This window comes from Agromyces cucurbitae (assembly GCF_058349945.1).
Map to the genome: position 1 here is coordinate 514340 of NZ_JBYRES010000004.1, position 26995 is coordinate 541334.

General features: G+C 72.1%; 23 protein-coding genes and 1 tRNA gene. 12 read left to right on the top strand and 12 right to left on the bottom strand.

The annotated features are described in order from the left end of the window. Positions 1-16 precede the first annotated feature (16 nt). From AC3RJ6_RS16835 to hpaD, 9 genes are all read left to right on the top strand, one after another. Entirely contained in the window at positions 17-1426 is a 1410-nt protein-coding gene (locus AC3RJ6_RS16835; RefSeq protein ID WP_491428258.1) for an aldehyde dehydrogenase family protein, read from the top strand. An 84-nt stretch (positions 1427-1510) separates the two neighbouring features. After that, positions 1511-2764 carry an acyl-CoA thioesterase/BAAT N-terminal domain-containing protein gene (locus tag AC3RJ6_RS16840; protein WP_491428259.1) on the top strand — a complete coding sequence of 418 codons (1254 nt, stop codon included), beginning with the start codon at positions 1511-1513 and terminating at the stop codon, positions 2762-2764. Positions 2765-2934: 170 nt separating this feature from the next. Further along, positions 2935-4620 (top strand): thiamine pyrophosphate-binding protein, encoded by a 1686-nt coding sequence (locus AC3RJ6_RS16845; protein ID WP_491428260.1) that lies wholly within the window; start codon positions 2935-2937, stop codon positions 4618-4620. A gap of 91 nt (positions 4621-4711) precedes the next feature. After that, on the top strand, positions 4712-5497 hold the full coding sequence (hpaH, locus tag AC3RJ6_RS16850) for a 2-oxo-hept-4-ene-1,7-dioate hydratase (protein ID WP_491428262.1): 786 nt from the start codon (positions 4712-4714) through the stop codon (positions 5495-5497). Then, positions 5482-6369, top strand: a complete 888-nt coding sequence (locus AC3RJ6_RS16855; protein WP_491428263.1) for an aldolase/citrate lyase family protein — start codon at positions 5482-5484, stop codon at positions 6367-6369. Before hpaH ends, AC3RJ6_RS16855 begins: the two co-directional genes overlap by 16 nt. Before the next feature lie 227 nt (positions 6370-6596). Next, positions 6597-8201, top strand: a complete 1605-nt coding sequence (locus AC3RJ6_RS16860) for a fumarylacetoacetate hydrolase family protein (protein WP_491428264.1) — start codon at positions 6597-6599, stop codon at positions 8199-8201. After that, a complete protein-coding gene (locus AC3RJ6_RS16865; protein ID WP_491428265.1) occupies positions 8198-8872 on the top strand; it encodes a GntR family transcriptional regulator in 675 nt (224 codons plus the stop codon). The genes AC3RJ6_RS16860 and AC3RJ6_RS16865 overlap by 4 nt, the downstream gene beginning before the upstream one ends. 82 nt (positions 8873-8954) lie before the next feature. Beyond that, entirely contained in the window at positions 8955-10499 is a 1545-nt protein-coding gene (gene hpaE, locus AC3RJ6_RS16870) for a 5-carboxymethyl-2-hydroxymuconate semialdehyde dehydrogenase (RefSeq protein WP_491428266.1), read from the top strand. A 39-nt stretch (positions 10500-10538) separates the two neighbouring features. After that, the gene (gene hpaD / locus AC3RJ6_RS16875; protein WP_491428267.1) at positions 10539-11681 is read left to right on the top strand and encodes a 3,4-dihydroxyphenylacetate 2,3-dioxygenase; all 1143 of its coding nucleotides are present in this window, start codon (positions 10539-10541) and stop codon (positions 11679-11681) included. A 196-nt stretch (positions 11682-11877) separates the two neighbouring features. On the opposite strand, the gene AC3RJ6_RS16880 is transcribed toward hpaD, so the two are convergent. From AC3RJ6_RS16880 to AC3RJ6_RS16900, 5 genes are all read right to left on the bottom strand, one after another. Continuing rightward, positions 11878-13011 (bottom strand): acyltransferase family protein, encoded by a 1134-nt coding sequence (locus tag AC3RJ6_RS16880; protein WP_491428268.1) that lies wholly within the window; start codon positions 13009-13011, stop codon positions 11878-11880. A gap of 90 nt (positions 13012-13101) precedes the next feature. Next, positions 13102-13884, bottom strand: coding sequence for an alpha/beta fold hydrolase (locus tag AC3RJ6_RS16885; protein WP_491428269.1), 783 nt, complete (start codon positions 13882-13884; stop codon positions 13102-13104). Then, entirely contained in the window at positions 13881-14501 is a 621-nt protein-coding gene (locus tag AC3RJ6_RS16890; RefSeq protein ID WP_491428270.1) for an isochorismatase family protein, read from the bottom strand. Before AC3RJ6_RS16890 ends, AC3RJ6_RS16885 begins: the two co-directional genes overlap by 4 nt. 76 nt (positions 14502-14577) lie before the next feature. Then, on the bottom strand, positions 14578-16287 hold the full coding sequence (locus tag AC3RJ6_RS16895) for a D-alanyl-D-alanine carboxypeptidase/D-alanyl-D-alanine-endopeptidase (protein ID WP_491428271.1): 1710 nt from the start codon (positions 16285-16287) through the stop codon (positions 14578-14580). A 48-nt stretch (positions 16288-16335) separates the two neighbouring features. Further along, positions 16336-17322 (bottom strand): Gfo/Idh/MocA family protein, encoded by a 987-nt coding sequence (locus tag AC3RJ6_RS16900; RefSeq protein ID WP_491428272.1) that lies wholly within the window; start codon positions 17320-17322, stop codon positions 16336-16338. 214 nt (positions 17323-17536) lie between these two features. Here AC3RJ6_RS16900 and AC3RJ6_RS16905 point away from each other — a divergent pair, with 214 nt between their 5' ends. Together AC3RJ6_RS16905 and AC3RJ6_RS16910 are read left to right on the top strand one after the other, a co-directional pair. Beyond that, on the top strand, positions 17537-18373 hold the full coding sequence (locus tag AC3RJ6_RS16905; RefSeq protein WP_491428273.1) for a GDSL-type esterase/lipase family protein: 837 nt from the start codon (positions 17537-17539) through the stop codon (positions 18371-18373). Continuing rightward, positions 18370-19206, top strand: coding sequence for an SGNH/GDSL hydrolase family protein (locus tag AC3RJ6_RS16910; protein ID WP_491428274.1), 837 nt, complete (start codon positions 18370-18372; stop codon positions 19204-19206). Before AC3RJ6_RS16905 ends, AC3RJ6_RS16910 begins: the two co-directional genes overlap by 4 nt. Positions 19207-19373: 167 nt before the next feature. Here the strand turns inward: AC3RJ6_RS16910 and AC3RJ6_RS16915 are convergent. The 5 genes from AC3RJ6_RS16915 to topA all read right to left on the bottom strand — a co-directional run bounded on the left by AC3RJ6_RS16915 (position 19374) and on the right by topA (position 25860). Beyond that, positions 19374-19449 (bottom strand) — tRNA-Thr (locus tag AC3RJ6_RS16915). 144 nt (positions 19450-19593) lie between these two features. Then, complete coding sequence (locus AC3RJ6_RS16920; RefSeq protein WP_491428275.1) at positions 19594-21183, bottom strand: alpha/beta hydrolase; 1590 nt, start codon at positions 21181-21183, stop codon at positions 19594-19596. After that, positions 21180-22394 carry a DNA polymerase III subunit delta' gene (locus AC3RJ6_RS16925; RefSeq protein ID WP_491428276.1) on the bottom strand — a complete coding sequence of 405 codons (1215 nt, stop codon included), beginning with the start codon at positions 22392-22394 and terminating at the stop codon, positions 21180-21182. Before AC3RJ6_RS16925 ends, AC3RJ6_RS16920 begins: the two co-directional genes overlap by 4 nt. Positions 22395-22429: 35 nt before the next feature. Then, entirely contained in the window at positions 22430-23089 is a 660-nt protein-coding gene (gene tmk / locus AC3RJ6_RS16930; protein WP_491428277.1) for a dTMP kinase, read from the bottom strand. Further along, positions 23086-25860, bottom strand: a complete 2775-nt coding sequence (gene topA / locus AC3RJ6_RS16935) for a type I DNA topoisomerase (protein WP_491428278.1) — start codon at positions 25858-25860, stop codon at positions 23086-23088. Before topA ends, tmk begins: the two co-directional genes overlap by 4 nt. A 207-nt stretch (positions 25861-26067) precedes the next feature. Between topA and AC3RJ6_RS16940 the strand changes: the two genes are divergently transcribed. Further along, positions 26068-26304 (top strand): hypothetical protein, encoded by a 237-nt coding sequence (locus AC3RJ6_RS16940; RefSeq protein ID WP_491428279.1) that lies wholly within the window; start codon positions 26068-26070, stop codon positions 26302-26304. A gap of 7 nt (positions 26305-26311) precedes the next feature. Here the strand turns inward: AC3RJ6_RS16940 and AC3RJ6_RS16945 are convergent, their stop codons facing one another. After that, positions 26312-26674 carry an Rv3654c family TadE-like protein gene (locus tag AC3RJ6_RS16945; RefSeq protein WP_491428280.1) on the bottom strand — a complete coding sequence of 121 codons (363 nt, stop codon included), beginning with the start codon at positions 26672-26674 and terminating at the stop codon, positions 26312-26314. After that, a complete protein-coding gene (locus tag AC3RJ6_RS16950) occupies positions 26671-26979 on the bottom strand; it encodes a TadE family type IV pilus minor pilin (RefSeq protein WP_491428281.1) in 309 nt (102 codons plus the stop codon). The genes AC3RJ6_RS16945 and AC3RJ6_RS16950 overlap by 4 nt, the downstream gene beginning before the upstream one ends. Positions 26980-26995 lie beyond the last annotated feature (16 nt).

Below are 26995 nucleotides of genomic sequence, written 5' to 3' on the forward strand. Positions count from 1 at the left end.
CCGAGAAGGAGACCCCATGGACACCGAAGCAGGCCTGCTCGCCGCGATCGCCCCGACCGACGGCCCGGGCCGTGAGGTGCACGACCCCGCGACCGGCGAACGCATCGGCACGGTGCCCGTGCACGGCACCGCCGACCTCGATCGCGCGATCGCCCGTGCGAGCGCCGCGCAGCGCGGCTGGGCGGCGCTCGGCGACGACGAACGCCGTGCGACCCTGCACCGCGTCGCCGACGCGATCGAGGCCGCGGCCGAGCCCCTCGCGCGAGTCCTCTCGCGCGAGCAGGGCAAGCCGCTCAACGGCCCCAACGCACGCTTCGAGGTCGGCGCGTGCGTCGGCTGGCTGCGTGCGACGGCCGAGACGCCGCTGCCTGGCGAGGTCGTCGTCGACGACGGCGAGACCTACGCCGAGCTGCACTACCGCCCCGTCGGCACGGTCGCGGCGATCACCCCGTGGAACTGGCCGATGATGATCGCCGTCTGGCAGATCGCGCCGGCCCTGCGCATGGGCAACACGGTCGTCGCCAAGCCGAGCGAGTACACGACGATCTCGGGCCTCGCCCTCGCGGCGGTCATGAACGAGGCGCTCCCCGCGGGCGTGCTCGAGGTCGTCGCCGGCGACGGCACGGTCGGCGCCGAGATGGTCGCCCGCCCCGAGTTCGGCAAGATCATGTTCACGGGCTCCACCGCGACCGGCAAGCGCATCATCGAGGCGACGGCCGGCAACCTCACCCGGCTCACGCTCGAGCTCGGCGGCAACGACGCGGGCATCGTGCTGCCCGACGTCGACCCGGCGGCGATCGCCGAGGGCCTGTTCTGGGGCGCGTTCATCAACACGGGGCAGACGTGCGCGGCCATGAAGCGCCTGTACGTGCACGACGACGTCTACGACGCGGTCTGCGAGGCCCTCACCGCGTTCGCCGCGCAGATGCCCATGGGCGTCGGCCTCGACGAGCAGAACGTGCTCGGCCCGCTGCAGAACGGCATGCAGTTCGGCGTCGTCGACCGCCTCGTCGAAGCGGCCAAGGCCTCGGGCGCCCGAGTGCTCGTCGGCGGCGAGCCCGACCGCGAGCAGCCGGGTCACTTCTACCCGACGACGCTCGTGGCCGACATCGATCCGCAGAACCCGCTCGTGCTCGAGGAGCAGTTCGGCCCCGCCCTGCCGATCATCCGCTACTCCGACGTCGACGAGGCCGTGCGGCTCGCGAACGACGTCGAGGTCGGCCTCGGCGCCTCGGTGTGGTCGGCCGACCGCGACCGGGCCCGCGAGATCGCCGCGCGCCTCGAGGCGGGCACGGTCTGGATCAACTCGCACGGCGGCGTGCACCCGATGATCCCTTTCGGCGGCGTCAAGCAGTCGGGCTACGGGCTCGAGTTCGGCGTCGAGGGCCTGAAGGCGGTGTCGGTGCCGCAGGTCGTCAACGGCTGAGGTCGGATGCCGCGGAGCGCCGTCGTCGCCACGGCGTCGGCGCTCGTCCGCATCGGCGCGGCAGCCGCAGTGCAGACTGGTGGCATGACCATCGGCGGCCAGGCTCGACGCACGGTCGCCGCCGCGCGCCTCGCCGCGGTCGCCGGTGCCGCCCTGCTCGCGGCACTGACGGGCTGCGCGGCCGTCGCGACCGCCGACCCGCGCATCGAGGTCGACGCGCTCGACGGGCCGTTCGACCCCCTGGCGATCAGTCTGACCGGATTGCGGCCGGGCGCCGAGGTCGCGCTCGTCGCGGAGGCCGAGATCGGCTCGACCGAGTACGGGTCCCGCGCGAGCTTCGTCGTCGACGACTCGGGAACGATCGACCTCGACCGGCAGGCGCCCGCCGACGGCGACTGGACCGCGGCGGCCGCGATGGCGCCGTTCTGGTCTCTCGCGCCGAGCCTCGGCCGTCCCGCACGCTTCGACGCGTACGCCGAGCCGTACGAGGTCGAACTCACGCTGACGGAGCCCGACGGCACCGAGCTCGCAACGACGACCGTCGCGCGCGGTGCCGCGCTCGACGCCGTCACCGTCGACGACGTCGGCGACGACGGACTCGTCGCCGCATACGCCCGACCCGGGGCATCCGGCTCGGCCGAACCGCGAGCGGCGGTGCTCGTGTTCGGCGGCAGCGAGGGCGGCCTCGCGTATGCGCGCATGCTCGCCCGATGGATCGCCGCCGCCGGACACCCCGCCCTCGCCGTGAGCTACTTCGGCTCGCCCGGTCAGCCCGACGAGCTCGCCGAGGTGCCGCTCGAGACCTTCGTGACGGGCGCCGAGTGGCTGCGCGCACGGCCCGAGGTCGACCCCGACCGGGTCACCGCCTTCGGCGTCTCGCGCGGCGGCGAGGTCGCGCTCTGGCTCGCCGCGGAGCATCCCGATCTCGTGCACGGCGCGATCGCACCGGTGGGCGCCGGCGAGCTCTGGTGCGGCTACCCCGACTGGCAGCGGTCGGCCTGGACCCTCGGCGGCGCGCAGGTGCCGTGCACCGACCTCAACGGCGTCGCCGACGCCTCGGTCGTCGACCTCGACGGAGTCGCCGGCCCGCTCGTGCTCGCGTGCGGCGAGGCCGACGAGGTGTGGGACTCGTGCGGTCTCATGGCCCGCACGCGCGAACGCGCGGAGGCGGCCGGGCTCGAGGTCGTCGCCGTCGAGGGCGAGGGGGCGTCGCACTTCATTCCGGTCGACCCCTACCTGCCGGCGATGCCCGGTACGGATGCCGCCGCCGACGCGACCGCACGGGCCGAGTTCTGGCGGGCCGTCGTCGACGCCCTCGGCGCACCGGCCGCCCGCTGACCACGGCGCCACCGCACGGCGGGTCGCGTCGTATACTCGACACGTCCAGGCGCCGCGCGAAGCAGTTCGCGATCGGGCGCCGGTGCTCGAAAAAAGTGCACGAAGCGGGCCCCTGCCGCGAGACACATACGGAATCGATCAGCTCCGTCACCGTCTCGAAAGGCTTCGTCATGCCCGCGACCTCGTCCACCACCGTCTCCGCGCACGTCGCGCACGCCCTCGCCGCCCACGTCGACCACGTCTTCGGCGTCATGGGCAACGGCAACGCCTGGTTCCTCGACGCCCTCGAGAAGGAGACGGATGCCGCATTCACGGCGGTCCGCCACGAGGCGGGCGGCGTCGTGGCCGCCGACGCGCACTATCGCGCGTCGAAGCGGCTCGCGGCGGCGACCTCGACGTACGGGGCGGGCTTCACGAACACGCTGACGTCGCTCGCCGAGGCCGCGCAGGCCCGGGTGCCCCTCGTGCTCGTCGTCGGCGACGAGCCGACCTCCGGGCCGCGCCCGTGGGACGTCGACCAGATCGCGCTCGCGTCGGCCGTGGGGGCGCGCACCTACACCGTCGGCCGCACCGATGCCGCGGCCACGACCGTGATCGCCGTCGAGCACGCCCTCAACTATCGGGTGCCCGTCGTGCTCGCGATCCCCTACGACGTCGCCGCGGCCGAGGCCGGCCCGCTCGTCGAGGCGCCGGCCCCGAGGCATCCCGCACCGCTCGCGCCCGCCGGCGAGTACGCACTCGGCACCATCGCCGACCTCGCGCACGACCTCGCCCGGGCGAAGCGGCCGTTCCTGCTCGCCGGACGCGGTGCCTGGCTCGCCGATGCCGGCGAGGCCCTCGGCGACCTCGCCGCGGCGACGGGCGCCGTGACCGCGTCGACCGCACTCGGCCGCGGCGTCTTCCCCGAGTCGCGCTACGACCTCGGCGTCACGGGCGGCTTCGGCGCCGACGGCGCGATGGCGCTCGTGCACGAGGCCGACGTCGCGGTCGTGTTCGGCGCGTCGCTCAACCAGTTCACGATGCGCTTCGGCGAGCTGTTCGCGCCCGGCACGCGCGTGTACCAGGTCGACGTCGCGCCCGCCGCGACGCACCCGCACGTCGGCGGGTACGTGCGCGGCGACGCGGCGCTCACGGCGCGGGCGATCGTCGACGCCCTCCGCAAGACGCACGGGGCCGATGCGGCGCGGCCGACCTCGACCTGGCGCGAGACGATCGACGCGGCCGCGCTGCGGCGGTACGACGAGGGCGACGCGGCCGCGTCCGACGGCCGGCTCGACCCGCGTTCGACCGCGCGCCGCATCGCCGAGCTCCTGCCCGACGACCGGGTCGTCGTCTCCGACGGCGGGCACTTCATCGGCTGGGCGAACATGTACTGGCCGGTGGCCTCGCCCGACCGCATGATGATGGTCGGCACGGCGTTCCAGTCGATCGGGCAGGGCTTCCCGAGCGTCGCGGGAGCGGCGGCGGCCAAGCCCGAGGCGACGATCGTGCTCACGAGCGGCGACGGCGGCGGGCTCATGGCGCTCGCCGACCTCGAGAGCGCCGTGCGCACGGCGGGCGGCCGGGGCATCGCCGTCATCTGGAACGACGCCGCCTACGGCGCCGAGGTCAACCTCTACGGCCTCAAGGGCCTCGCCGAGGCGCCCATGCGCATCCCCGAGGCCGACTTCGCCGCGGCGGCCGCCGCGTTCGGAGCGCAGGGCGTCGTCGTGCGCACGCTCGCCGACCTCGAGGCGCTCGCGGAGTGGGCGGCCCGACCCGTCGCCGAGCGCCCGTTCCTGCTGCTCGACTGCCGCATCTCGGGCTCGGTCATCGCCCCGTACCAGCACGAGATCATCCGGGTGAACTCGCGCTGAGGCATCCCGGTGCCGCACCGCACCCCTGTGCAGCGGCGACCGGATCGTATACGATCTGTGATGAACGCCCCGACGACGAAGTGGAGCCCGCGTGCTTGACCAATCCGCCATCGAGTCGATCGCCGACGAGCTCGTCGCCGCCGATCGCGACCGCAGCATCGTGCCGCGGCTCACCGCGCGGCACCCCGAGATGACCGTCGACGACGCGTACGCCGTGCAGAAGGTCTGGGCCGACCGGCGCATCGCCGACGGCGCCCGCCTCGTGGGCCGCAAGATCGGCCTCACCTCGAAGGTCATGCAGGTCGCGACCGGCATCACCGAGCCCGACTACGGCGTCATCCTCGACGACATGGTGTTCGAGTCGGGCGCCGAGATCGAGTTCGACCGATTCTCGAACGTGCGCATCGAGGTCGAGCTGGCCTTCGTGCTCGCGAAGCCCCTCACCGGGCCGAACACGACGATCTTCGACGTGCTCGACGCGACCGCCTACGTCGTGCCCGCCCTCGAGGTCCTCAACTCGCACATCGAGCTGCAGGGCCGCACGATCGTCGACACTATCAGCGACAACGCGGCGATGGGCGCGATGGTCGTCGGCGGCCGGCCGGTGAAGGTCGACGAGGTCGACCTGCGCTGGATCGGCGCGCTGCTCTACCGCAACCAGACGATCGAGGAGTCGGGCGTCGCCGCCGCGGTGCTCGGCCACCCCGCGATGGGCGTCGCCTGGCTCGCGAACAAGCTCGCCCAGCACGGCCAGTCGCTCGAGGCGGGCGAGATCATCCTCGCCGGATCGTTCACCCGGCCCATGTGGGTCGAGCGCGGCGACACGGTGCACGCCGACTACGGACAGCTGGGGGCGATCACGTGCCGATTCGCCTGAACCTGCCCGAGACCTTCATCGACCGGGTCGCCGCGGCCGATCGGCCGCAGATCGGCATGTGGGTGTGCTCGGCGAGCCCGCTCGTGGCCGAGATCGCGGCCGGCAGCGGCGTCGACTGGCTGCTCATCGACGCCGAGCACTCCCCCAACGACCTGCAGACGATCCTGCACCAGCTCTACGCCGTCTCGGCGTACCCCGTCGCCCCGGTCGTGCGGCCGCCGATCGGCGACACGGTCGTCGTCAAGCAGTACCTCGACCTCGGCGTGCAGAACCTGCTCGTGCCGATGGTCGACACGGCCGAGCACGCACGAGAGCTCGTGCGCGCCGTGCGGTATCCGGGCACCGCCGCCCACGCCTCCGAGCCGGATGCCACGGGCCATCGCCCCGGCCCGACCGACCACGGCGTGCGCGGCGTCGGCGCCTCGCTCGCCCGCTCGTCGCGGTGGAACCGCGTCGAGGGCTACCTGGGCCGGGCGTCGGCGACCGTGAGCCTCACCGTGCAGGTCGAGTCGGCGACCGCGGTCGCGAACGTCGACGAGATCCTCGCGGTCGACGGCGTCGACGCGATCTTCGTCGGCCCCGCCGACCTCGCCGGGTCCATGGGGCTGCTCGGACAGCCGTCGCACCCCGACGTCGTCGAGGCGGCGCTCACGGCGATCCGCGCCGCGCGGGCGGCCGGCAAGCCCGTCGGCATCAACGCGTTCGTCGCCGAGGACGCCGAGCGCTACCTCGCCGTGGGCGCGTCGTTCGCCGCGGTCGGCGCCGACGTCGCGATCCTCGCGCGCGCCTCCGAGGCGCTCGCCGACCGCTTCATCACCCGACGAACGCCCGATCAGGATGCCTCGGGCACGGCGCCGCGCGCGAGCTACTGACCCCCCCCCCCCCCCCCCCGATCGAGTGGGCAGATATGGTCCAGAAACGCGCGCGCGACGGGCGATATCCGCCCACTCGAGCAGGTCGACGCGAGCCACCCCGATCGAGTGGGCAGATATGGTCCAGAAGCGTGCCCGCGACGGGCGATATCCGCCCACTCGATGAGCGCCTTCACAAGCCCGGCCAGATCGTATATGATTTCTGATATCACGAGACGAGGACGTCAATGACCTTCGGTATCCCGACCCCCGGCAAGATCATCGCCGTGCACCTCAACTATCCGTCGAGGGCCGCGCAGCGGGGTCGCACCCCCGCCCAGCCGAGCTACTTCTTCAAGCCGGCCTCCTCGCTCGCCCCGACCGGCGGCACCATCGAGCGCCCCGCGGGCACCGAACTGCTCGCCTTCGAGGGCGAGATCGCGATCGTCATCGGCGAGCCTGCCCGGTGGGTGTCGCCCGAAGACGGCTGGAAGCACGTCGCCCAGGTCACCGCGGCGAACGACTTCGGCCTCTACGACCTGCGCGCCGCCGACAAGGGCTCGAACGTGCGCAACAAGGGCGGCGACGGCTTCACGCCGATCGGGCCCGCCGCGATCCCCGCGTCGGTCGCCGGCGAAGACGGCTGGCGCGTGCGAACGTGGGTCAACGGCGAGCTCGTGCAGCTCGACACGAGCGACACCCTGCTCTTCCCGTTCGGGCGCCTCGTCGCCGACCTCTCGCAGCACATGACCCTCGAGACGGGCGACGTCATCCTCACGGGCACGCCCGCGGGATCGTCGGTCGTCGTGCCGGGCGACGTCGTCGAGGTCGAGGTCGACGCCCCGCTCGCCCCGGGCGCGCCCACGACCGGCCGCCTCGTCACGACCGTCACGCAGGGCCACGCGCCCTTCGGCGACTTCGGCACGAAGCCCGCGATCGACGACGCCCAGCGCATCGAGGCCTGGGGCTCCGAGGCCGAGCACGCCGCGGCCGTCGCCGCCGGCAAGGCCAGCCCCCTCGACGCACCCGTCACCACGAACGACGCGGATGCCGCGGCGAGTGCCGCTCGTGGTGGTCTCGATACGCCGACTCCGCAGGCTCCGTCGGCTACTCGACCGACCGGCGTGCTCACCGACGAGGTGCGCGAGCTGCTCTCGGGCGCCGCGGTCGCGACGATCTCGGCGGCGCTGCGCAAGCGCGGCTACCACGACGTGTTCATCGAGGGCGTGTTCGCGAACCACCCGCGCGACCGCATCGTCGGCACCGCGAAGACGCTGCGGTTCATTCCGTTCCGCCCCGACCTGTTCAAGGAGTTCGGCGGCGGGTTCAACGCGCAGAAGCGCGCGTTCGACACCGTCGAGGCGGGCGAGGTACTCGTCGTCGAGGCCCGCGGCGAGCGCGGCACCGGCACCGTCGGCGATGTGCTCGCGCTCCGCGCCCAGGTGCGCGGAGCCGCCGGCATCGTGACCGACGGCGGCGTGCGCGACTTCGACGCGGTCGCCGAGTTCGACATCCCCGTGTTCAGCCAGGGGCCGCACCCGAGCGTGCTCGGCCGCCGGCACGTGCCGTGGGAGACCGACGTCACGATCTCGTGCGGCGGCGCGGCCGTGCAGCCGGGCGACGTCATCGTCGGCGACGGCGACGGCGTCCTCGTCATCCCCGCCGCGATCGCCGCCGAGGTCGCGGCCGAGGCCGCCGCGCAGGAGGCGGAGGACGCCTGGGTCGCCGAGCAGGTGGCCGCCGGGGCCTCCGTCGACGGGCTGTTCCCCATGAACGCCGAGTGGCGCTCGCGGTACGAGGCCGAGCGGGCCGCCGCTCCCGCCGGGGAGACGAACGCCGAGGAGTCGCGATGAGCGCCGAGTCCAAGTCGCAGCGGGCGTACCGCTTCATTCGCGAGCGCATCGACGACGGCCGCTACGTGCCCGGCTACCGTCTCGTGCTCGCCCCGATCGCGGCCGAGCTCGACGTGAGCGTCGTGCCCGTGCGGGAGGCGATCCGACGCCTCGAGGCCGAGGGGCTCGTGACCTTCGAGCGCAACGTCGGAGCGCAGGTCGCCCTCATCAAGGAGACCGAGTACCTGCACACCATGCAGACCCTCGCCCTCGTCGAGGGTGCCGCGACCGCCCTCTCCGCGCCGGCGCTGACGCCCGAGCACCTGCGCCGCGCCCGCGAGATCAACGAGCGCATGCGCCGCTCGCTCGACGACTTCGACCCGCACCGGTTCACCGAACTCAACCTCGAGTTCCACGCGGTGCTGTACGAGGAGTGCCCGAACCCGCACATCCTCGACCTCGTGCACCGCGGGTGGAACCGCATGAAGGTGCTGCGCGACTCGTCGTTCAGCTTCGTGCCGGGTCGCGCGCACGAGTCCGTCGACGAGCACGAGCGCATCGTCGACCTCATCGAGCAGGGCGCCGACGCCCTCGAGATCGAACTCGCCGCACGCGCCCATCGCACCGCCACGCTCGACGCCGTGCTCGAGCGCCAGGCCGAGCTGCGGCATCCCGTGCAGACCCCGGCCTGACCGAAGCGGCGGCGCCTGCAGAAGCCGCAGACCCCCTCACCCACACGACGCACCCACGACCGACCACGAAGGTGAGCAACACATGACCGACTACACCGACTACACGCCCGAGGGGCTGCCCGACCGCATCCGCCACTACATCGACGGCGAGTTCGTCGACTCGATCGACGGCGACACCTTCGAGGTGCTGAACCCCGTCACGAACGAGACCTACGTGCACGCCGCCGCCGGCAAGAAGGCCGACGTCGAGCGCGCCGTCGCCGCCGCACGTCGCGCCTTCACCGAGGGGCCCTGGCCCCGGATGCTCCCCCGCGAGCGTTCGCGCGTGCTGCACAGGATCGCCGACATCGTCGAGTCCCGCGACCAGCGCCTCGCCGAGCTCGAGTCGTTCGACTCCGGCCTGCCGATCACCCAGGCGCTGGGCCAGGCCCGCCGCGCCGCCGAGAACTTCCGCTTCTTCGCCGACCTGATCGTCGCCCAGTCCGACGATGCGTTCAAGGTGCCCGGCAAGCAGATGAACTACGTGAACCGCAAGCCGATCGGCGTCGCGGGCCTCATCACGCCGTGGAACACCCCCTTCATGCTCGAGTCGTGGAAGCTCGGCCCCGCCCTCGCGACCGGCAACACCGTCGTGCTGAAGCCCGCCGAGTTCACCCCGCTCTCGGCCTCGCTGTGGGCCGGCATCTTCGAGGAGGCTGGACTGCCCAAGGGCGTCTTCAACCTCGTCAACGGCCTCGGCGAGGACGCGGGCGACGCGCTCGTGAAGCACCCCGACGTGCCGCTGATCTCGTTCACGGGCGAGTCGAGCACCGGCCAGCTGATCTTCGGCAACGCCGCCCCGTACCTCAAGGGCCTCTCGATGGAGCTCGGCGGCAAGAGCCCCGCCGTCGTGTTCGCCGACGCCGACCTCGACGTTGCGATCGACGCGTGCATCTTCGGCGTGTTCTCGCTGAACGGCGAGCGGTGCACCGCGGGCAGCCGCATCCTCGTGCAACGCGACGTCTACGACGAGTTCGTCGAGCGCTACGCCGCGCAGGCGAAGCGCGTCGTCGTGGGCCACCCGCACGACCCGAAGACCGAGGTCGGCGCGCTCGTGCACCCCGAGCACTACGACAAGGTCATGAGCTACGTCGAGCTCGGCAAGGGCGAGGGCCGGCTCGTGGCCGGCGGCGGACGCCCCGAGGGCTTCCCGACCGGCAACTACGTCGCACCGACGGTGTTCGCCGACGTCGCGCCCGACGCCCGCATCTTCCAGGAGGAGATCTTCGGCCCGGTCGTCGCCATCACGCCGTTCGACACCGAGGAGGAGGCGCTCGCCCTCGCGAACAACACGAAGTACGGCCTCGCCGCCTACATCTGGACGAACGACCTCAAGCGCGCGCACAACTTCGCGCAGGCCGTCGAGGCCGGCATGGTGTGGCTCAATTCGAACAACGTGCGCGACCTGCGCACCCCGTTCGGCGGCGTCAAGGCCTCGGGCCTCGGCCACGAGGGCGGCTACCGGTCGATCGACTTCTACACCGACCAGCAGAGCGTGCACATCACGCTCGGCGCGCCCCACAACCCCACCTTCGGCAAGCAGGAGGTCCACGAGGCGACCGACCTCGACGACCCCGACCCCCGCTGAGCCACCGACCCGCCGCACCACCCACGCAAGGACGCTGACATGACCAACCGCGACGACATGACCCTCACCTCCTCGGGCTTCTACGTCTCCCAGGAAGCCCCGATCCACACCGACAACCCGGTGCCGACCCCGTCGGTGCCCGCCCCCGACATCCTGCGCTGCGCGTACATGGAGCTCGTCGTGACCGACCTCGCCGCCTCGCGCGAGTTCTACGTCGACGTGCTCGGCCTGTACGTGACCGAGGAGGACGAGGACACGATCTACCTCCGCTCGACCGAGGAGTTCATCCACCACAACCTGGTGCTGCGCCGCGGCGAGCTCGCGGCGGTCGCCGCGTTCTCGTACCGGGTGCGTTCGAACGACGACCTCGACAAGGCGGTCGCCTTCTACACCGAGCTGGGATGCCGCGTCGAGCGCCGTGCAGAGGGCTTCACGAAGGGCATCGGCGACTCGGTGCGCGTCGAAGACCCGCTCGGGTTCCCGTACGAGTTCTTCTACGAGACCACCCACGTCGAGCGCCTCTCGTGGCGCTACGACCTGCACACGCCGGGCGAGCTCGTGCGTCTCGACCACTTCAACCAGGTCACCCCCGACGTGCCGCGCGCCGTGAACTTCATGCAGTCGCTCGGCTTCCGGGTGACCGAGGACATCCAGGACGAGGAGGGCACGGTCTACGCCGCGTGGATGCGCCGCAAGCCCACCGTGCACGACACCGCCATGACCGGTGGCGACGGCCCGCGCATGCACCACGTCGCGTTCGCGACCCACGAGAAGCACAACATCCTCGCGATCTGCGACAAGCTCGGCGCGCTGCGCCGGTCGGACTCGATCGAGCGCGGCCCGGGCCGCCACGGCGTCTCGAACGCGTTCTACCTGTACCTGCGCGACCCCGACGGCCACCGCGTCGAGATCTACACGCAGGACTACTACACGGGCGACCCCGACAACCCCGTCGTCACGTGGGACGTGCACGACAACCAGCGTCGCGACTGGTGGGGCAACCCGGTCGTGCCGTCGTGGTACACCGAGGCGTCGCTCGTGCTCGACCTCGACGGCAACCCGCAGCCCGTCGTCGCCCGCACCGACTCGTCGGAGATGGCCGTGACGATCGGCGCCGACGGCTTCTCGTACACCCGCAAGGGCGACGAGGAGCACGGCTTCAAACTCGGCAACACGCTGTAGGTCGCCCCGCCGGCCCAGCCGGTCCCCCCGTCGTTCGCGACTCAGGATGCCTCGGACGACACGCCGTTCGGCTCACTCGGGCCACGACGTGTCCGACGAGGCATCCTGCGTTTCGTCGTGACGCACGTCGCGGCCGTGCGGCGACCGGGCAGCCGATCAGCCCGCTCGACCTGCGATCGTCGCCCGAGGGTGAGGGTCAGGATGCCCGCGTCGGCTCGGGTTGCCGAGTCGGACGGTCGCCGGTCACCGGCGGGGCGATCGTCGAACCGCTCGACGACGGCACGAGCAGCCATCGCATCGAGGGCTCGACCACGGGCCGGAACACGGTCGCGACGAATCGCGTCGACAGGATCACCGAGATGACGAACGCCAGCACTCCCGTCACCACGATCGTCAGCCGCGGTGAATCCGCCGAGAGGGCGGCGAACCAGCCCATGCGCACGACGGCGAAGACGATGAAGGTGTGCAGCAGGTAGATGTAGAGCGTCCTCGAACCCCACCCGGTGAAGAACGTCGACCTCCGCGGCACGAGGAGGAACCCGCACAGCACCATCGCGGCGCTCAGCACCAGGAGGCATCCGCGCACGACGATGCCCCACCAGGAATCGACGCCGATCGGGTCGAGCAGCGCCTGGTACGGCAGGTACCCGGCGACCCACGTGCGCGCCCTCACCTGCTCCGCGGCGTCGAGGTAGAGCCATGCGAACGCAGCGAGGGCTGCCAGCACCGCCACCGCGCCGGCACGGAGCGCGGGTCGGGGCTTCTGGAACCAGTCGCCGTCGAGCCAGCCCTTGCGACGAGCCTGCCAGCCGAGGACGAACGCGGGCAGGAAGTAGAGGGTGCGTGAGAGCGACCAATCCGCACCGATCGGCGTGAGCATCCCCGCCGCGAGCGCGAGCAGCACGGCGATGGCGAGTGGCGCGCGCGTGGCGGCGAGCAGCGGCAGGAGCATCATCATGCACGCGAGGGACACCAGGAACCACAGTGTCCACGACGGGATCACGAGGAAGCTCGACCCGGGCGCGTCTCCGAACACCAGCAGGCGGAGGACCGCCCAGATCGCCTCGAAGATCAGCCAGGCGACGAGCAGCCGCCAGACCGAGCGGACGATCTTGCGCAGGTCGGTCGAGGCGAACCATCCGGAGATGAAGATCAGTGCCGGAATGTGCACGGCGTAGATCAGCAGGGTCACCCAGTGCTGCCAGCGGGAAGGAATCGGCAGGTCGTTCAGCAGGTGTCCCCAGACCACGAGGAGCAGCAGGAGCCACCGGGCGTTGTCCCAGAACGGAACCCGCCGAGGGCGCGCCGGGGTCGGTTCGGCTGAAGGCATCTGCCGATCCTACGTCGAGGCCGGCAGGAGCGAAAATTCTCCGAGCCCCCGGCGAGTCGGCCCTTCGGACGGCTCCTCGACCGCGCCCGGTCAGCCCCCGAAGAAGCCGATCGCCGCGTCCTTGAACACGCGCGAGGTGAGCGTCGACACGTGGTCGCGTCCCGGCACCACGACGAGCTCGGCCCCATGGTCGCGCGCGAGACCGGCGACGCCCTCGGGCACCGGGTCGGCCTCGCCGGCGACAAACAGCACCGGAACCCCGTCGGGCACGACGAGCGGCGAGCCGGCGAAACCCGACACCACCGCGAGCAGCACCTCGGGGTCGGCGCCCGCGTCCAGCGCGGGCTTCAGCACCTGCTCGACGACGGGGTCGGCCGACGGCACGCCGTCGATGAGCAGCGCCCGCACCTCGTCGATCCGCCAGGCGGCGAAATGCTCGCGCGGCCCAGCCCCGCCGAGCACGACGCGCCGCACTCGCGCAGGCGCGAGCCCGGCGAACGCGGTCGCCACGCGGCATCCCATCGAGTAGGCGACGACGTCGACCGCCGGCACGTCCGCCGAGTCGAGCACGGCGACGAGGTCGGCGCCCAGCACCGCCGAGCGGTACGCGTCGGCGTCGATGGGCGTGTCGCTCTCGCCGTGTCCGCGCAGGTCGACCGTGATGACGTCGCGCCCGGCGTCGCCGAGCGTCTTCACCCACCCCGTGCCCTGCCAGGTCACCCGGGAGTCGGTCGCGAAGCCGTGCACGAGCAGCACGGGTGGCAGCGCGGGCTCGGCCGCCGCATCGGCCGGGTATCGCCGGTACGCGATGAGCGCACCGTCGTCGGCCTCGGCGTAGAGGGCGGGCGAGCGGCCGGGTGCCGCGCCGATCATTCGGCGGTTCCGGATGCCTCGGTGCCCGCGCCGACCGCCGCCGAGGTCGCGATCACCGCGCCGGCGTGGCCGAGCTCGGCGAGCGCGGCGGCCGACGACTCGGCGGCGACGCCGGCGACGAGGTCGGTGAGCACCCGCACGTGCTGGCCGTGCTCGAGCGCGTCGAGCGCACTCGCCCGCACGCAGTAGTCGGTCGCGATGCCCACGACGTCGACGTCGGTGATGCCGTGGCGCCCGAGCACCTCGCTCACCGTGTCGCCCGCGTCGTCGGTGCCCTCGTAGATCGAGTAGGCGGGAACTCCCTGCCCCTTGCGGATGTGCACGTCGACCTCGTCGACGGTGAGGGCGGGGTGGTACTCGGCGCCGAGCGTGCCCGCCACGCAGTGCGGCGGCCACGTGTCGACGAAGTCGGGCTCGGCGTCGGTCGCGAAGTGCCCGCCGTTGTCGTTGTCGCCCGAGTGCCAGTCGCGCGAGGCGATGACGAGCGAGTACGCGTCGCGGCGGGTCGCGAGCAGGTCGCTGACGCCGGCGGCGACGGCGGCTCCCCCGTCGACGCCGAGTGCACCGCCCTCGGTGAAGTCGTTCTGGACGTCGATGATGAACAGCGCGCGGGTCATGACTCCATTGTCCCTCCGAGCGCGCGGGCGACAACCCCGACTGCCGAGCGCGGCGGGCGGGATGCCGCGACCCGCCTCACTGGTTCGAGAGGTTGTCGCCGCAGAGGTAGAAGCCGGTCGCGAGCGTGTCGATTGCCGTCTTGGCCTCGTCGGTGACGTCGCCGAGCGCGTAGATCGCGAAGGTCAGGTCGGTGCCGTCCTCGGCCCGGATCACGCCCGCGAGGGTGTACCCGGTGTTGATCCAGCCGGTCTTCGCGATGACCCGGCCGTCGGCCACCGCGTTGTCGCCCCAGAACCGGTCGTCGTAGGCGAGCGAGCCCCGCTCGCCCGCGACGGGCAGCGAGTCGAGCAGGTACCCGAGGTTCCCCTCGCGGGCGTTGATCTTGACGAAGAGCCGGGTGAGGTAGGCGGGGGGCACGGCGTTGTCGTCGGAGAGCCCAGAGCCGTCCACGATCGTGATCCCGGCGGTGTCGACCCCGTAGCCGGCGAGGCCCTCGAGCACGCCCGCATTGATCGCGGAGAACGTGTTGCCCGAGCCGGTCTCGATCGCGACGAGCCTCGCGAGCATCTCGGCGACGGTGTTGTCCGAGACGACGAGCGCCTTGTCGACGAGTTCGGCGACGGTCGGCGACAGCACCTGCCCGAGCTGCTGCGCACCGGCCGGCGCGGTGCCCCGCTCGATCGTCGCGACGCCGCCGAGCTCCTCGGCGAACGCGACGCCCGCACGGCTGATCGGGTCGTCGCTGCGGGTCGAGGTGTTCGAGTAGGGGTCGTCGCGGTCGCCGTCGACCATGAGCGCGGTGATGTTCGACATGTAGCCGTCCTCGCGCTCCACGAGGTCCCAGCTGGGCTGCCATTCGTCGCCGCCGAAGTACGACGAGTCGAGGATGAGCTTCGTGATCGGCGGGTTCGCCGGGTCGGCCGCCCACGCCGCCTGCACCTGGGCGGCGAGGTCGTCGAGGTGCGCGGCGCCCGGGTAGGCGGTCTCGTTGCCCGAGGGCGTGCGCGAGAGCGTGACGTCGCCGCCGCCCACGAGCACGATCGAGCCGGGCTCGTCGCCCTTCACGACCGTCGTCGCCGCCCGATGGTCGGGGCCGAGCACCGAGAGGGCGGCGGCCGAGGTCAGCACCTTCATGACGCTCGCCGTGCGCGAGGCGGTCGTGCCGCCGCGGTCGTAGAGCACTTCGCCGGTCTTCGCGTTGAGCACCTGCGCCTGCAGGTTCGCGAGGCGGGCGTCGGCGGCCCGGTCGGCGACCGAGCAGGTGCGGATGCGGCTCACGGGCGCCGCCGTCGGCACGGGCCGCGCCTCGGGGGTCGGGGTCGGCGTCTCGGTCGGGGTCGGCGCGGAGACCGCGGCAGGCTCGGCGACGGTCGCCGCGCCCGCGAACAGGGCCGCGGTGCCGGCGAGCGCGAGCGCGACGACGCCGCCCGCGATCGCGAGCGGCACGCGGTGCCGGCGCACGAGGGCGAAGACGGATGCCTCGCCGCCGGGCGTTTTCGCGTCGTCGGCGTCGCGAGCGGCCGGCGGGTGCGCGACGGGCTCGTGCGGGGTGTCGACGACAGGCTCGTCCGAGGAGTCCGCAACCGGTTCATGCGGGGTTTCGACGACGGGCTCGTCCGACGAGTCCGCGACGGGCTCATGCGAGGCGTCGGCGACCGTCTCGTCCGACGAGTCCGACGGGGGCTCGACCGAACCGTCCGGCGCGGCCGGCTCTGCGGCATCCGCCCCGATCGACGGGTCGCCGTCGGGCGGCGTCGCGCCCGTGGCATCCGTCTCGTCGTTCACCCGGGCATCATACGCGCGGCATGCTGGGAGCGGACGGAACCGCCCGGCTCACTCCCCCGGGTACGCGAGCCCGATCTGCGCCCGGATGCGGTCGAGCGTGCCCATGATCGCGACGCTCTGCCGCGTCGGCAGGATGTCGCCGCCGTCGAGCCGGCCCTCGGCGACGCAGCGCTCGAGCGCCGCAGCCTGGTAGTGCATGCCGCGGCCCTCGACCTGCGAGACGTACTCCTCGACGACGACCCCGTCGGGCCGGACGACGCGGAAGGTCGTCGGCGAGTACCAGACCGAGTCGATGTCGATGCGGGCCTCCGACCCGAGCACGACCGCCGTGTTCGGACCCTGCGTGTTCGACGCCGAGAACGTCGACGCCGTGCGGCCGCCGTCGTAGCGGAACACCGCCGACACCTGCGCGTCGGCGCCCGTCGGCTTGAACGTCGCCGCCGCCGTGATCTCGGCGGGCTCGCCGAACAGGTCCCACGCGAACGAGATCGGGTAGATGCCGAGGTCGAGCAGCGCACCGCCGCCCAGCTCGAGCGAGTTGAGCCGGTGCGCCGGATCCTCCGACAGGAGTTGCGTGTGGTCGGCGATGAGCCCGCGCAGCTCGCCGATCACGCCCGCCGCGATGAGCTCGCGGATGCGCACCATGTGCGGCAGGTACCTCGTCCACATCGCCTCGAGGGCGACCCGGCCGTTGGCCTCGGCCGCCTCGGCGATGCGGCGCGCCTCGGCCTCGTTGAGGGTGAAGGCCTTCTCGACGAGCACGTGCTTGCCGGCCTCGAGCGCACGCACCGCGTTCTCGGCGTGCATCGGATGCGGCGTCGCGACGTAGACGACGTCGACCTCGGGATCGGTGACGAGCGACTCGTAGCTGCCGTGCATGCGGTCGATCTCGAACTCGTCGGCGAATCGGGCCGCGGAGGCCTCGGAGCGCGAGCCGACCGCCCGCACGTCGAAGCCGTGCCGACGGAGGTCGGCCGTGAACAGCCGGGCGATGCCGCCCGTCGCGAGAATGCCCCAGCGCAGAGGTTCGATCATGCGCTCCAGACTATTGCCGCGACGGGCCGGCGTCGTACGTTCAGCCGATCGGGCGTTCGATCGACCTCGCGAACAGGTGGCCGTTCGAGCTCGTCGGCGTTGCCGGGGAAGATCGAGTCGCTCTCCTGCTCGACGTCGACGAATCGCGTCCACCCCCCGCCACCCCCTGATCTGGGAGATGCGGATTCCTCGGCTTCGCTCCTAGCGTTGGTTCATGAACGCGCCTACTTCCCGGGCGACCCGTCGCGGCATCGTCGCCGCAACGCTCGCCTCCGTCCTCCTCGCGATCCCCTTCGGGTTCGCGTCGCCCGCCCAGGCGGCACCCCCGGAGCATCCGATCGCGAAGTACGTCGCCCTCGGCGACTCGATCGCGGCGGGGCAGGGCGCGGGCGTCCCGCTCGACTCGTGCCTGCGCACGGGTGCCGGCTATGCGAGCCTGCTCGACGCGATGCCTCGCATCAGCCTGCTGCGGAACGCCGGGTGCAGCGGCGACACGATCGACGAGGTCGCGGCCACGCAGCTCGGTCAGGTGAACCGCGGCACGACCCTCGTCACGATCACCGCCGGAGCGGGCGACCTCGACATCGGCGCGGTCTACGCGGCCTGCGTGCCCGACCCCACCGTGCCGGCATGCGCCGTGGCCTACGCGAAGGCCGGGCAGACCCTCCAGAGCGGTGTCATCGTGACGCGGATGGCCGGGCTCCTCGTCGCCGTGCACGATCGCGCACCGAACGCGCAGATCCTCGTCACGGGCTACCCGATCCCCTTCGACCATGCGGTTCCGGGCCTGCCGGCCGACGTCGACCAGGCTGTCGAGACGCTCAACCTGCAGGTCGGCACCGCCGTCGCAGGCGCTGCCGCGACCGCCCACATCCCGGTCTCGTGGGTGCCCGTGGCCGACGCGTTCGCCGGCCACGGCGCCGAAGCGGGCCCCGCCGCGTGGCTCGGCGCCGACCCGAGCGACCCGATCACGTTCCTCCACCCCAACGCCGCGGGCTACGCGGCCTACGCCGATGCCGTCCACGACGCCTACCTGGAGGTGGCACCATGATCATCCGCCGCACGCTGGCCGCGGCATCCGCAGCCGTCGTCATCGCCGCCCTCGCCCTCACCGGCGCCGCGCCCGCGTTCGCCGCCGCCGACACCGCCAGAGGGGGTGGCGGCAAGCCCGGCACCAAGGCCGAGCTCACGTACGTCGCCCTCGGCGACTCGTTCGCAGCGGGCCAGGGCGGCGGCAGCTACCTCGATACGAGCTGCTACCGCAGCAGCAACAGCTACCCCAAGCGGCTCGATGCCGAACCGAACCTGAAGCTGACCGCCTTCCCCGCGTGCTCGGGCGCGTCGACGGTCGAGGTCGCGGCCGGCCAGATCCCCGCGATCCCCACCGGCACGAAGCGCGTGACGCTCACCGTGGGCGGCAATGACCTCGGCTTCTCGAGCATCATGCAGAACTGCTTCGTGCTCATCTCGAACACGACGTGCCAGTCGCAGCTGACGACGGCCGAGGCCATGGTCGCCGGCGGCACATCGAGTGCGATCGCGGGCAGGGTCGCCACGGTCATCGCCCAGATCAAGCCTCGGCTCGCGACCGACGGCAAGATCGTCGTCACCGGCTACCCCCGGCTCTTCAACGAGCCATCGAGCTACGCCTACGCGGCCCGGGTCAACGCCGACACGTCGGCCCTGAACGACGTGCTCGAGGCGACCGCCGTGGCCAACGGCGCCGTCTTCGTCGATGTCGAGGGCGTCTTCACCGGCCACGGCATCGGCAGCTCGTCGCCGTGGATCAACAGCTTCAGCTGGTTCAACACGAGCGCGGCGTTCCACCCGAACTCGACCGGCTACGCGAACTACGCCGCCCAGGTGAAGCCCACGATCGGCTGATCTCCCCCATCACTCCTGTGGGAAGCACGAAGGGCCCGGTGACCCCGGGCCCTTCGCGATGCGGGAGACGATCGGTTCGCCCCGGGCGCCCACCCTGCTCGCCCGCACGCTCGCTCGCCCGCCCGCTGGGAACGCCGAAGGCCCCGGATCTCTCCGGGGCCCTCGTGTGGAGCCGCCTGTGGGAATCGAACCCACGACCTTCTCATTACGAGTGAGACGCTCTGCCGACTGAGCTAAGGCGGCGTGACTCACGTTGCGCGAAGCGCACCGCGTGGCACGAGAGTCAATACTAGCGGATGGTTCGGGGTGCGAATGACCACTGTCCGCATTCGACGAGCCGGATGCCGCGGCGCCGGGTGACGGCGCCCGCCGAGCCCGCTGCGGAGCTCAGCACTTCGGGTCGCTCGCCGGCACGGTGCCGTCGATGAAGTACGACTCGACGGCACCGTCGACGCATTCGTTCGACTTGTTGTAGGCCGTGTGGCCCTCGCCCTCGTAGCTCACGAGCACGCCCGAGTCGAGCTGGTCGGCGAGCGCCACCGCCCACTCGTACGGCGTCGCCGGATCGCCCGTGGTGCCGACGACCATGATCGGGTCGGCGCCGGTGGCGTGGATCTCGGCACGCTCGCTCGTCGAAGGGTAGGGCCAATCGAGGCAGCTGAGGTCGCCATAGCCCATGTACGGCCCGATCGTCGGCGCGACCTCGGCCATCTCGGCCGCACGCTCGCGCATCACGTCGACATCGGACTGGTAGGTGTAGTCGAGGCAGTTGACCGCCCGGAACGCCTCCATCTGGTTGTCGGCGTACGTGCCGTCGGCGTCACGCCCGTTGTAGGCGTCGGCGTAGGCCAGTGCCAGATCGCCGTCGCCGAACATGGTCGCCTCGAACAGGTCGTCGAGGTAGCCCCACATGTCGGCGCTGTACAAGGGATAGATGATGGCCGTGACGAGGGTGTCGCCGCCGACCATGCGGCCGTCGCTGCCCCGCAGCGGGCTCGCGTCGACCGAGGCGATGAGGCGCCCGACCTCGTCGCGCGCGTCGTCGACGGTGCCGTCGAACGGGCACTCCTGCCGGCTGAGGCAGTCGGTGAGGTAGGCGTCGAGCGCCTGCTCGAATCCGACCGACTGCGCCTTCGTCACCTCGAAGTCGCTCGCCGCCGGGTCGATCGCGCCGTCGAGCACGAGCCGCCCGACCTTCTCGGGGTAGAGCTCGGCATAGGTCGCGCCGAGGAACGTGCCGTACGAGTAACCGAGGTAGTTGAGCTTCTCGTCGCCGAGCACGGCCCGCAGCAGGTCGAGGTCGCGCGCGGCGCTCTGCGTGTCGACGTTGGCGAGCAGGTCGCCCGTGTTCTCGGCGCACGCGGCGCCGAGGTCGTCGGAGGCCTGCCTGCGCGCCTCGATCCACTCGTCACTGCCGCGCTCGCCCGGCGTGATGCCGTAGAGGTATTCGTCTTTCTGGGCCGCCCCGTAGCACTCGACCGCCGTCGAACGCCCCACACCGCGCGGGTCGAACCCGACGATGTCGTAGCGCTCCTGCAGGGGCCGGCCGACCGCGTAGTCGAGCGAGTCGTGGATGAAGTCGTAGCCGGAGGCCCCCGGCCCGCCGGGGTTCACGAGCAGCGACCCGAGCCGGTCGCCCGTCGCGACGTGACGCACCAGCGCGAGGTCGATGTCGCCGGCCGACGGGTCGCTCCAGTCGAGCGGCGCCTTCGCGGTCGCGCACCCGAGGCCGTCGCCGCATCGCTCCCACTCGAGCACCTGCGTGTAGTAGGGCTCGAGGTCGGCGGCGACGTGCTCCCCGGTCGGGGTGGACGTCGGCGGCGCCTGCTCGAGGAACGACGGCACGCAGCCGCTCAACGCGAGCACCGCCGCGACCGCGGCGGCGAGCCCGCCGCGCATCGCGCGACGCCGGCCGCGAGGCATCCGCAGCTTCAGCGATCGTCGCGTGCCGGCGAGGCCTGAGGTCGTGTCGGTCATGCGGCCCTTCGGGTGTCGGGTCTGCGCACGGCCGAGACCAGCATGGCCTCGAGGGCGAGGGCGGGCTGGACATTGCCCTCGATGCGCGTGCGCGCGGTCTGGATCGCGTCGAGCGTCGCCAGCGTGCGAGCCGGCGTCGCCTGGGCGGCCGCGTGCTCGAGGCGCGGCAGCAGTTCGCGGTTGACCAGTTCGACGTCGGCGCCGAGCTGGAGCAGCAGGATGTCGCGGTAGAGCGAGGCGAGGTCGACCAGGATGCGGTCGATGCCGTCGCGCAGGCTGCGGGTCGCGCGACGCTTCTGATCGTCTTCGAGCGCCTTGAGCTGCGGCCGGAGCGCGGGCGGCACGGCCTGGCCGGGCGCGATGCCGAGCGAGTGCAGCGCGTGCTCGCGCTCTTCGGCGTCGCGGAGCTCGGTGATCGCCTTCGCGTCGTCGCCCGCGATCTCGAGGAATCGGGCCGCCGTGAGCACGGCACCTGCGGTCGAGCGCACGTCGAGCGCGAGCTCGAGGGTCTCTGACCTGCGGCGGCGTGCGTTCTCGTCGGTCGCGAGGCGGTGCGCCATGCCGATGTGGCTCTGCGCCTCGCGGGCGGCCCGTTCGGCGAGCTCGGGGTCGACGCCGTCGCGGCGTACGAGCAGGTCGGCGACGTCGGCGACGCTCGGCACCTGCAGACGCACCGAGCGCACGCGGGAGCGGATCGTGGGGATGAGGTCGGCCTCGCTCGGCGCGCACAGGATCCATACCGTGCGCTCGGGCGGCTCCTCGAGCTCTTTCAGCAGGAAGTTCGACGTCTGCTCGGTCATGCGGTCGGCGTCTTCGACGATGATGACGCGGTGCCGCCCGATCGACGGCGCGTAGTGCGAACGCTTCACGATGTCGCGCACGTCGTCGCGCTTGATGATGACGCCCTCGGTCGCGAGCACGTGCAGGTCGGGGTGGCTGCGTGCGTCGACCTGGATGCGCGTCGCCTCGTCGCCGTCGGCGACTCCCGAGATGAGCGCGGTCGCGAAGGCGTAGGCGAGGTTCGACCGGCCCGATCCGGGCGGGCCGGTGATGAGCCACGAGTGGGTCATCTGCTGCGACGCCGCGGCCGGCGCGCCCGCGTCGATGCCGTCGGTGGATGCCTCGCGCCCGGCGCCGCCCGCGGCCGTGGCGGCCGCGCGGAAGACGGCGATCGCCGCGTCCTGGCCGGTCAGCTCGCTCCACACGCTCACGGGATCAACGCTACCTTCCGCCGCCGACGCGGAGTTCAGCGACCGATCAGGGTCGCGACCCGATCGCGGATCGCGGCGGCGATGGCCTCGACCGGCTGCGCCGCGTCGACGACGAGGAAGCGCGCGGGTTCGGCCGCCGCGAGCGCGAGGTAGGCCGCGCGCACGCGATCGTGGAACTCGGACGCCTCCGCCTCGAGCCGGTCGTAGCGCGTGCGGGCCTCGTCGAGCCGGCCGCGAGCCGCGACGGCGTCGAGGTCGAGCAGGATCGTGAGGTCGGGCATGAGCCCCTCGGTCGCCCACTCCGAGATGCCGCGGACGGCCTCGGGGTCGAGCACGCGGCCGGCGCCCTGGTATGCCACCGACGAGTCGATGTAGCGGTCCTGGATGACGACCTCGCCGCGCGCGAGCGCGGGTCGCACGACCGTCGCGATGTGGTGGGCCCGGTCGGCCGCGTAGAGCAGCGCCTCGGCGCGCGGCGCGATGTCGCCGCGATGGTGCAGCACGATCTCGCGCACCTCGACGCCCACCTCGGTGCCGCCCGGTTCGCGGGTGCGCACGACGGTGCGCCCCTCGGCGGCGAGCCACTCGCGCAGCAGCTCGGCCTGCGTCGTCTTGCCGGAGCCGTCGCCGCCCTCGAGCGTGATGAAGAGGCCCGAGCCGGTCACCGCACCGCTCACCGGGTCGACACCCGTCACTTCTTCGACGCCGTCTTCTTCGCCGCGGGCTTCTTGGCGGGCGCCTTCTTGCGCGGAGCCGCCGGCCCCTTGTCGCGCTTGATCTGCAGCAGCTCGACCGCTCGCTCGAACGTGATGTCCTCGACCGACTCGGCCCGCGGGATCGTCGCGTTCGTCGTGCCGTCGGTGACGTACGGGCCGAACCGGCCGTCCTTCACCTTGATCGGCTTGCCGCTCACGGGATCGTTGTCGAACTCCTTGAGCGCGCTCGACGCGCGGCGGGCGCCGTACTTCGGCTGCGCGAAGAGCTCGAGGGCTCCCGCGAGGTCGATGTCGAAGATCGCATCCTCGCTCGGCAAGGTGCGGGTATCGGCGTCCTTCTTGAGGTAGGGGCCGTATCGGCCGTTCTGGGCCGTGATCTCGGCCCCCGACTCGGGGTCGAGTCCGACCACGCGCGGCAGGTCGAGGAGCTTCAGCGCCGTCGCCAGGTCGACCTCTTCGATCTGCATGCTCTTGAAGAGCGACGCGGTACGCGGCTTCGGAGCCGCCGCCTTCTTGGCGGTGCGCTTCGCCTTCGGCGCCTCGACGACCTCGCCCGTGGCGGGGTCGACGGTCGCCTCGGCCGGCGCCTCGGGCTCGGGTTCGAGCTCCGTCACGTACGGGCCGAACCGGCCGTCCTTCACGACGACCTGCTTGCCGTTCTCGGGGTTCAGGCCGAGCACGCGATCGCCCTGCACGGGCGCCTCGATGAGCTCGCGGGCCTTCGCCTCGGTGAGCTCGTCGGGGGCGAGCCCCTCGGGCAGGTTCACCCGACGGGGTGCGGCATCGGCCGCGGCATCCGCGTCGACCGTCTCGAGGTAGGGGCCGTACTTGCCGATGCGCAGCGTGATGTCGGGGGCGATCGCGACCGAGTTGATCTCGCGCGCGTCGATGTCGCCGAGGTTGTCGACGACCTGGCGGAGGCCCCGATGCTGGTCGGAGCCGAAGTAGAAGCCGTTGAGCCAGTCGACGCGGTCGGCCTCGCCCGAGGCGATGCGGTCGAGGTCGTCCTCCATCTCGGCGGTGAAGTCGTACTCGACGAGTTCGCCGAAGTGCTCCTCGAGCAGTCGCACGACCGAGAACGCGACCCAGCTGGGAACGAGGGCCTGGCCGCGCTGCGTGACGTAGCCGCGGTCGAGGATGGTCGAGATGATCGACGCGAACGTCGACGGACGGCCGATGCCGAGCTCCTCGAGCCGCTTGACGAGGCTCGCCTCGGTGTAGCGCGGCGGCGGGCTCGTCTCGTGGCCCTTGGCCTCGAGCTCGGGCATCGCGAGCGACTGCCCCTCCTTCAGCGGCGGAAGCTTCGCCTCGCCCGGTGCGTCGTCGGCGTTGCGCTCCTCGTCGCGTCCCTCTTCATAGGCGGCGAGGAACCCGCGGAACGTGATCACGGTGCCGCTCGCCGTGAACTCGGCGATCGTGCCCGCGATCGGGACGGTCGCACCGTCGGGCGCGGCCGCGTCGGACTTCGTCGGGCCGACCTCGATCGTGACGGTCGCGGTCTGGCCCTTGGCGTCGGCCATCTGCGAGGCGACGGTGCGCTTCCAGATGAGGTCGTAGAGGTCGAACTCGCGGCCGCGCAGCACGCCCTGCAGCGACGACGGCGTGCGGAAGACCTCGCCCGACGGGCGGATCGCCTCGTGCGCCTCCTGCGCGTTCTTCGACTTGCCGGCGTAGACGCGGGGCTTGTCGGGGATCGAGTCGGCGCCATAGAGCGCCGTGGCCTGCGTGCGCGCCGCCGTGATCGCCTGCTGCGAGAGCGACGACGAGTCGGTACGCATATAGGTGATGTAGCCGTTCTCGTAGAGCGACTGGGCGACCCGCATGGTGTCGCGCGCCGAGAGGCGCAGCTTTCGGGCCGACTCCTGCTGCAGGGTCGACGTCGTGAACGGCGCCGCCGGGCGACGCGAGTACGGCTTCGACTCGACCTTCGAGACGGTGCGGGCGACGCCGTCGGCGCGCAGCGCGGTCACGAGCGCCTGCGCTGCGGCCTCGTCGAGCACGACGGCCTTCGACTTCAGCCTTCCGGTGTCGTCGAAGTCGCGACCGGTCGCGACCCGCTCGCCCCCGAGACGCACGAGCTTCGCCTCGAACGACGACGACGCGGATGCCTCGTCGGCGAAGCGGCCCGCGAGGTCCCAGTAGCCCGCCGCGACGAACGCGAGCCGTTCGCGCTCGCGGTCGACGACGAGGCGGGTCGCGGCCGACTGCACGCGTCCCGCCGAGAGGCCGGGGCCGACCTTGCGCCAGAGCACGGGCGACACCTCGTAGCCGTACAGGCGGTCGAGGATGCGGCGGGTCTCCTGCGCGTCGACGAGCGCCGTGTCGAGTTCGCGGGTGTTGTCCTTCGCCTTCTGGATCGCGTCCTTCGTGATCTCGTGGAAGACCATGCGGCGCACGGGCACCTTGGGCTTCAGCTCCTGCAGCAGGTGCCACGCGATGGCCTCGCCCTCGCGGTCCTCATCGGTGGCGAGCAGGAGTTCGTCGGCGCCCTTGAGCGCGCGCTTGAGTTCGGCGACCGTCTTCTTCTTGGAGTCGGAGACGACGTAGTACGGCTCGAACCCGTTGTCGACGTCGACCGAGAACTTGCCGAGCGGGCCCTTCTTGAGCTCGGCGGGGAGGTTCTTCGGCTCGATCAGGTCGCGGATGTGCCCGACCGACGAGAGCACCTCGTATCCCTCGCCCAGGTACTGGGCGATGGACTTCATCTTGGTCGGCGACTCGACGATCACCAGTTTTTTCGCGCCTGACACCAGACTCCTCTTTATTCCACTTCTGAGACGAGAACGCACATCGAATGCCGCGCCCCCGAGCGGTGTGCCATGGTCGGCGGTACGCTCCGCAGACAGCCACACCTTACACACCCCCGCGGGGAGAGCGCCGCTCCACCGCGTCCAATCCCGGGGCGGGCCCTCGCCGCGCCCCCTTGCCATTCGCCCGGGGCGGAGGAGAATGGCCGCATGGACACGTCATCTCACGGCTCGTACACGGCCAAGCTGATCGACGGCCCGCTCGAGGGAAAGACCGTGGCGACGGCGTTCCTCGAGACGGGCGACCCCAAGCCCCGACTCGAGATCGGCAGCGAGGCGGGCAAGCGCTACATCTACTCCCGCGCCGCCGGGCTGGAGTTCGAGACGCCGGGCGACGACCGCCCGTCGGCGGTCGACTACCGCTTCATCGAGACCGTCTTCGACTGACCCCGGCTCACCCGTCCCACCCGGGCGGGCCGGCCCTCGCCCGGGCCGACACCGCGAATCCGAGCATGCTCGCGCTCACGGAGACGTCGGCGACCGCGCCGTCGAGCGTGCACGCCGCCAGCACCGCGCCGTTCCGCGCGGCGAGTTCGGCGGCGAGCTCGCAGGGCACTCCGGCGACGATGCCGGCCGACGCGTCGGCGGCGGCGAGCGCGGCGGCGTCGGCCGCGTTCGCCGCCCGCTGCGACGTGACGAAGCCGCCGAGCAGCGGTACGACGAGCGCCACGACGAGCGCGACGGCCCCGACGAGGCCCAACGCGACCACCGTCGCGGCGCCCCGCTCGTCGCCGTCTCGGGCCGGCGCCCGGTTCACAGCCCACCCCCGAGGGCACACGATCGGGCCTCGAGCCGCACGGCCGACAGGAGCCCGGCACCGGAGGTGCTGAGCACCGCGCACACGATCTCGCCGTCGCGCTCGACCGTGATCGCGACGTCGCCGGCGACCTGTGCGGCGATCGATCGCGCGCGACCGGCGTCCTCCCCGCGGCCGAGCGCGCGCGCCGCGTCGGCCGCCGCGTCCGTGAGGCGTACCTGCTGTGCGGCGAGCAGCACGGCGCCGAGGCACACGGCGAGCACCAGCGCGATCGCCGGCAGCGCGACGGCGAACTCCGCCGTCACGCTGCCGCGTTCGCGA

Bases quoted from the DNA above. Each gene is read 5' to 3' on its own strand.
- AC3RJ6_RS16900 (WP_491428272.1), bottom strand. From the start codon at position 17,322: ATGATCGAACCTCTGCGCTGGGGCATTCTCGCGACGGGCGGCATCGCC.
- AC3RJ6_RS16865 (WP_491428265.1), top strand. From the start codon at position 8,198: ATGAGCGCCGAGTCCAAGTCGCAGCGGGCGTACCGCTTCATTCGCGAG.
- AC3RJ6_RS16940 (WP_491428279.1), top strand. From the start codon at position 26,068: ATGGACACGTCATCTCACGGCTCGTACACGGCCAAGCTGATCGACGGC.
- hpaE (WP_491428266.1), top strand. From the start codon at position 8,955: ATGACCGACTACACCGACTACACGCCCGAGGGGCTGCCCGACCGCATC.
- AC3RJ6_RS16920 (WP_491428275.1), bottom strand. From the start codon at position 21,183: ATGACCGACACGACCTCAGGCCTCGCCGGCACGCGACGATCGCTGAAG.
- AC3RJ6_RS16845 (WP_491428260.1), top strand. From the start codon at position 2,935: ATGCCCGCGACCTCGTCCACCACCGTCTCCGCGCACGTCGCGCACGCC.
- AC3RJ6_RS16905 (WP_491428273.1), top strand. From the start codon at position 17,537: ATGAACGCGCCTACTTCCCGGGCGACCCGTCGCGGCATCGTCGCCGCA.
- AC3RJ6_RS16860 (WP_491428264.1), top strand. From the start codon at position 6,597: ATGACCTTCGGTATCCCGACCCCCGGCAAGATCATCGCCGTGCACCTC.
- AC3RJ6_RS16880 (WP_491428268.1), bottom strand. From the start codon at position 13,011: ATGCCTTCAGCCGAACCGACCCCGGCGCGCCCTCGGCGGGTTCCGTTC.
- AC3RJ6_RS16885 (WP_491428269.1), bottom strand. From the start codon at position 13,884: ATGATCGGCGCGGCACCCGGCCGCTCGCCCGCCCTCTACGCCGAGGCC.
- AC3RJ6_RS16910 (WP_491428274.1), top strand. From the start codon at position 18,370: ATGATCATCCGCCGCACGCTGGCCGCGGCATCCGCAGCCGTCGTCATC.
- hpaD (WP_491428267.1), top strand. From the start codon at position 10,539: ATGACCAACCGCGACGACATGACCCTCACCTCCTCGGGCTTCTACGTC.
- AC3RJ6_RS16890 (WP_491428270.1), bottom strand. From the start codon at position 14,501: ATGACCCGCGCGCTGTTCATCATCGACGTCCAGAACGACTTCACCGAG.
- AC3RJ6_RS16835 (WP_491428258.1), top strand. From the start codon at position 17: ATGGACACCGAAGCAGGCCTGCTCGCCGCGATCGCCCCGACCGACGGC.
- AC3RJ6_RS16840 (WP_491428259.1), top strand. From the start codon at position 1,511: ATGACCATCGGCGGCCAGGCTCGACGCACGGTCGCCGCCGCGCGCCTC.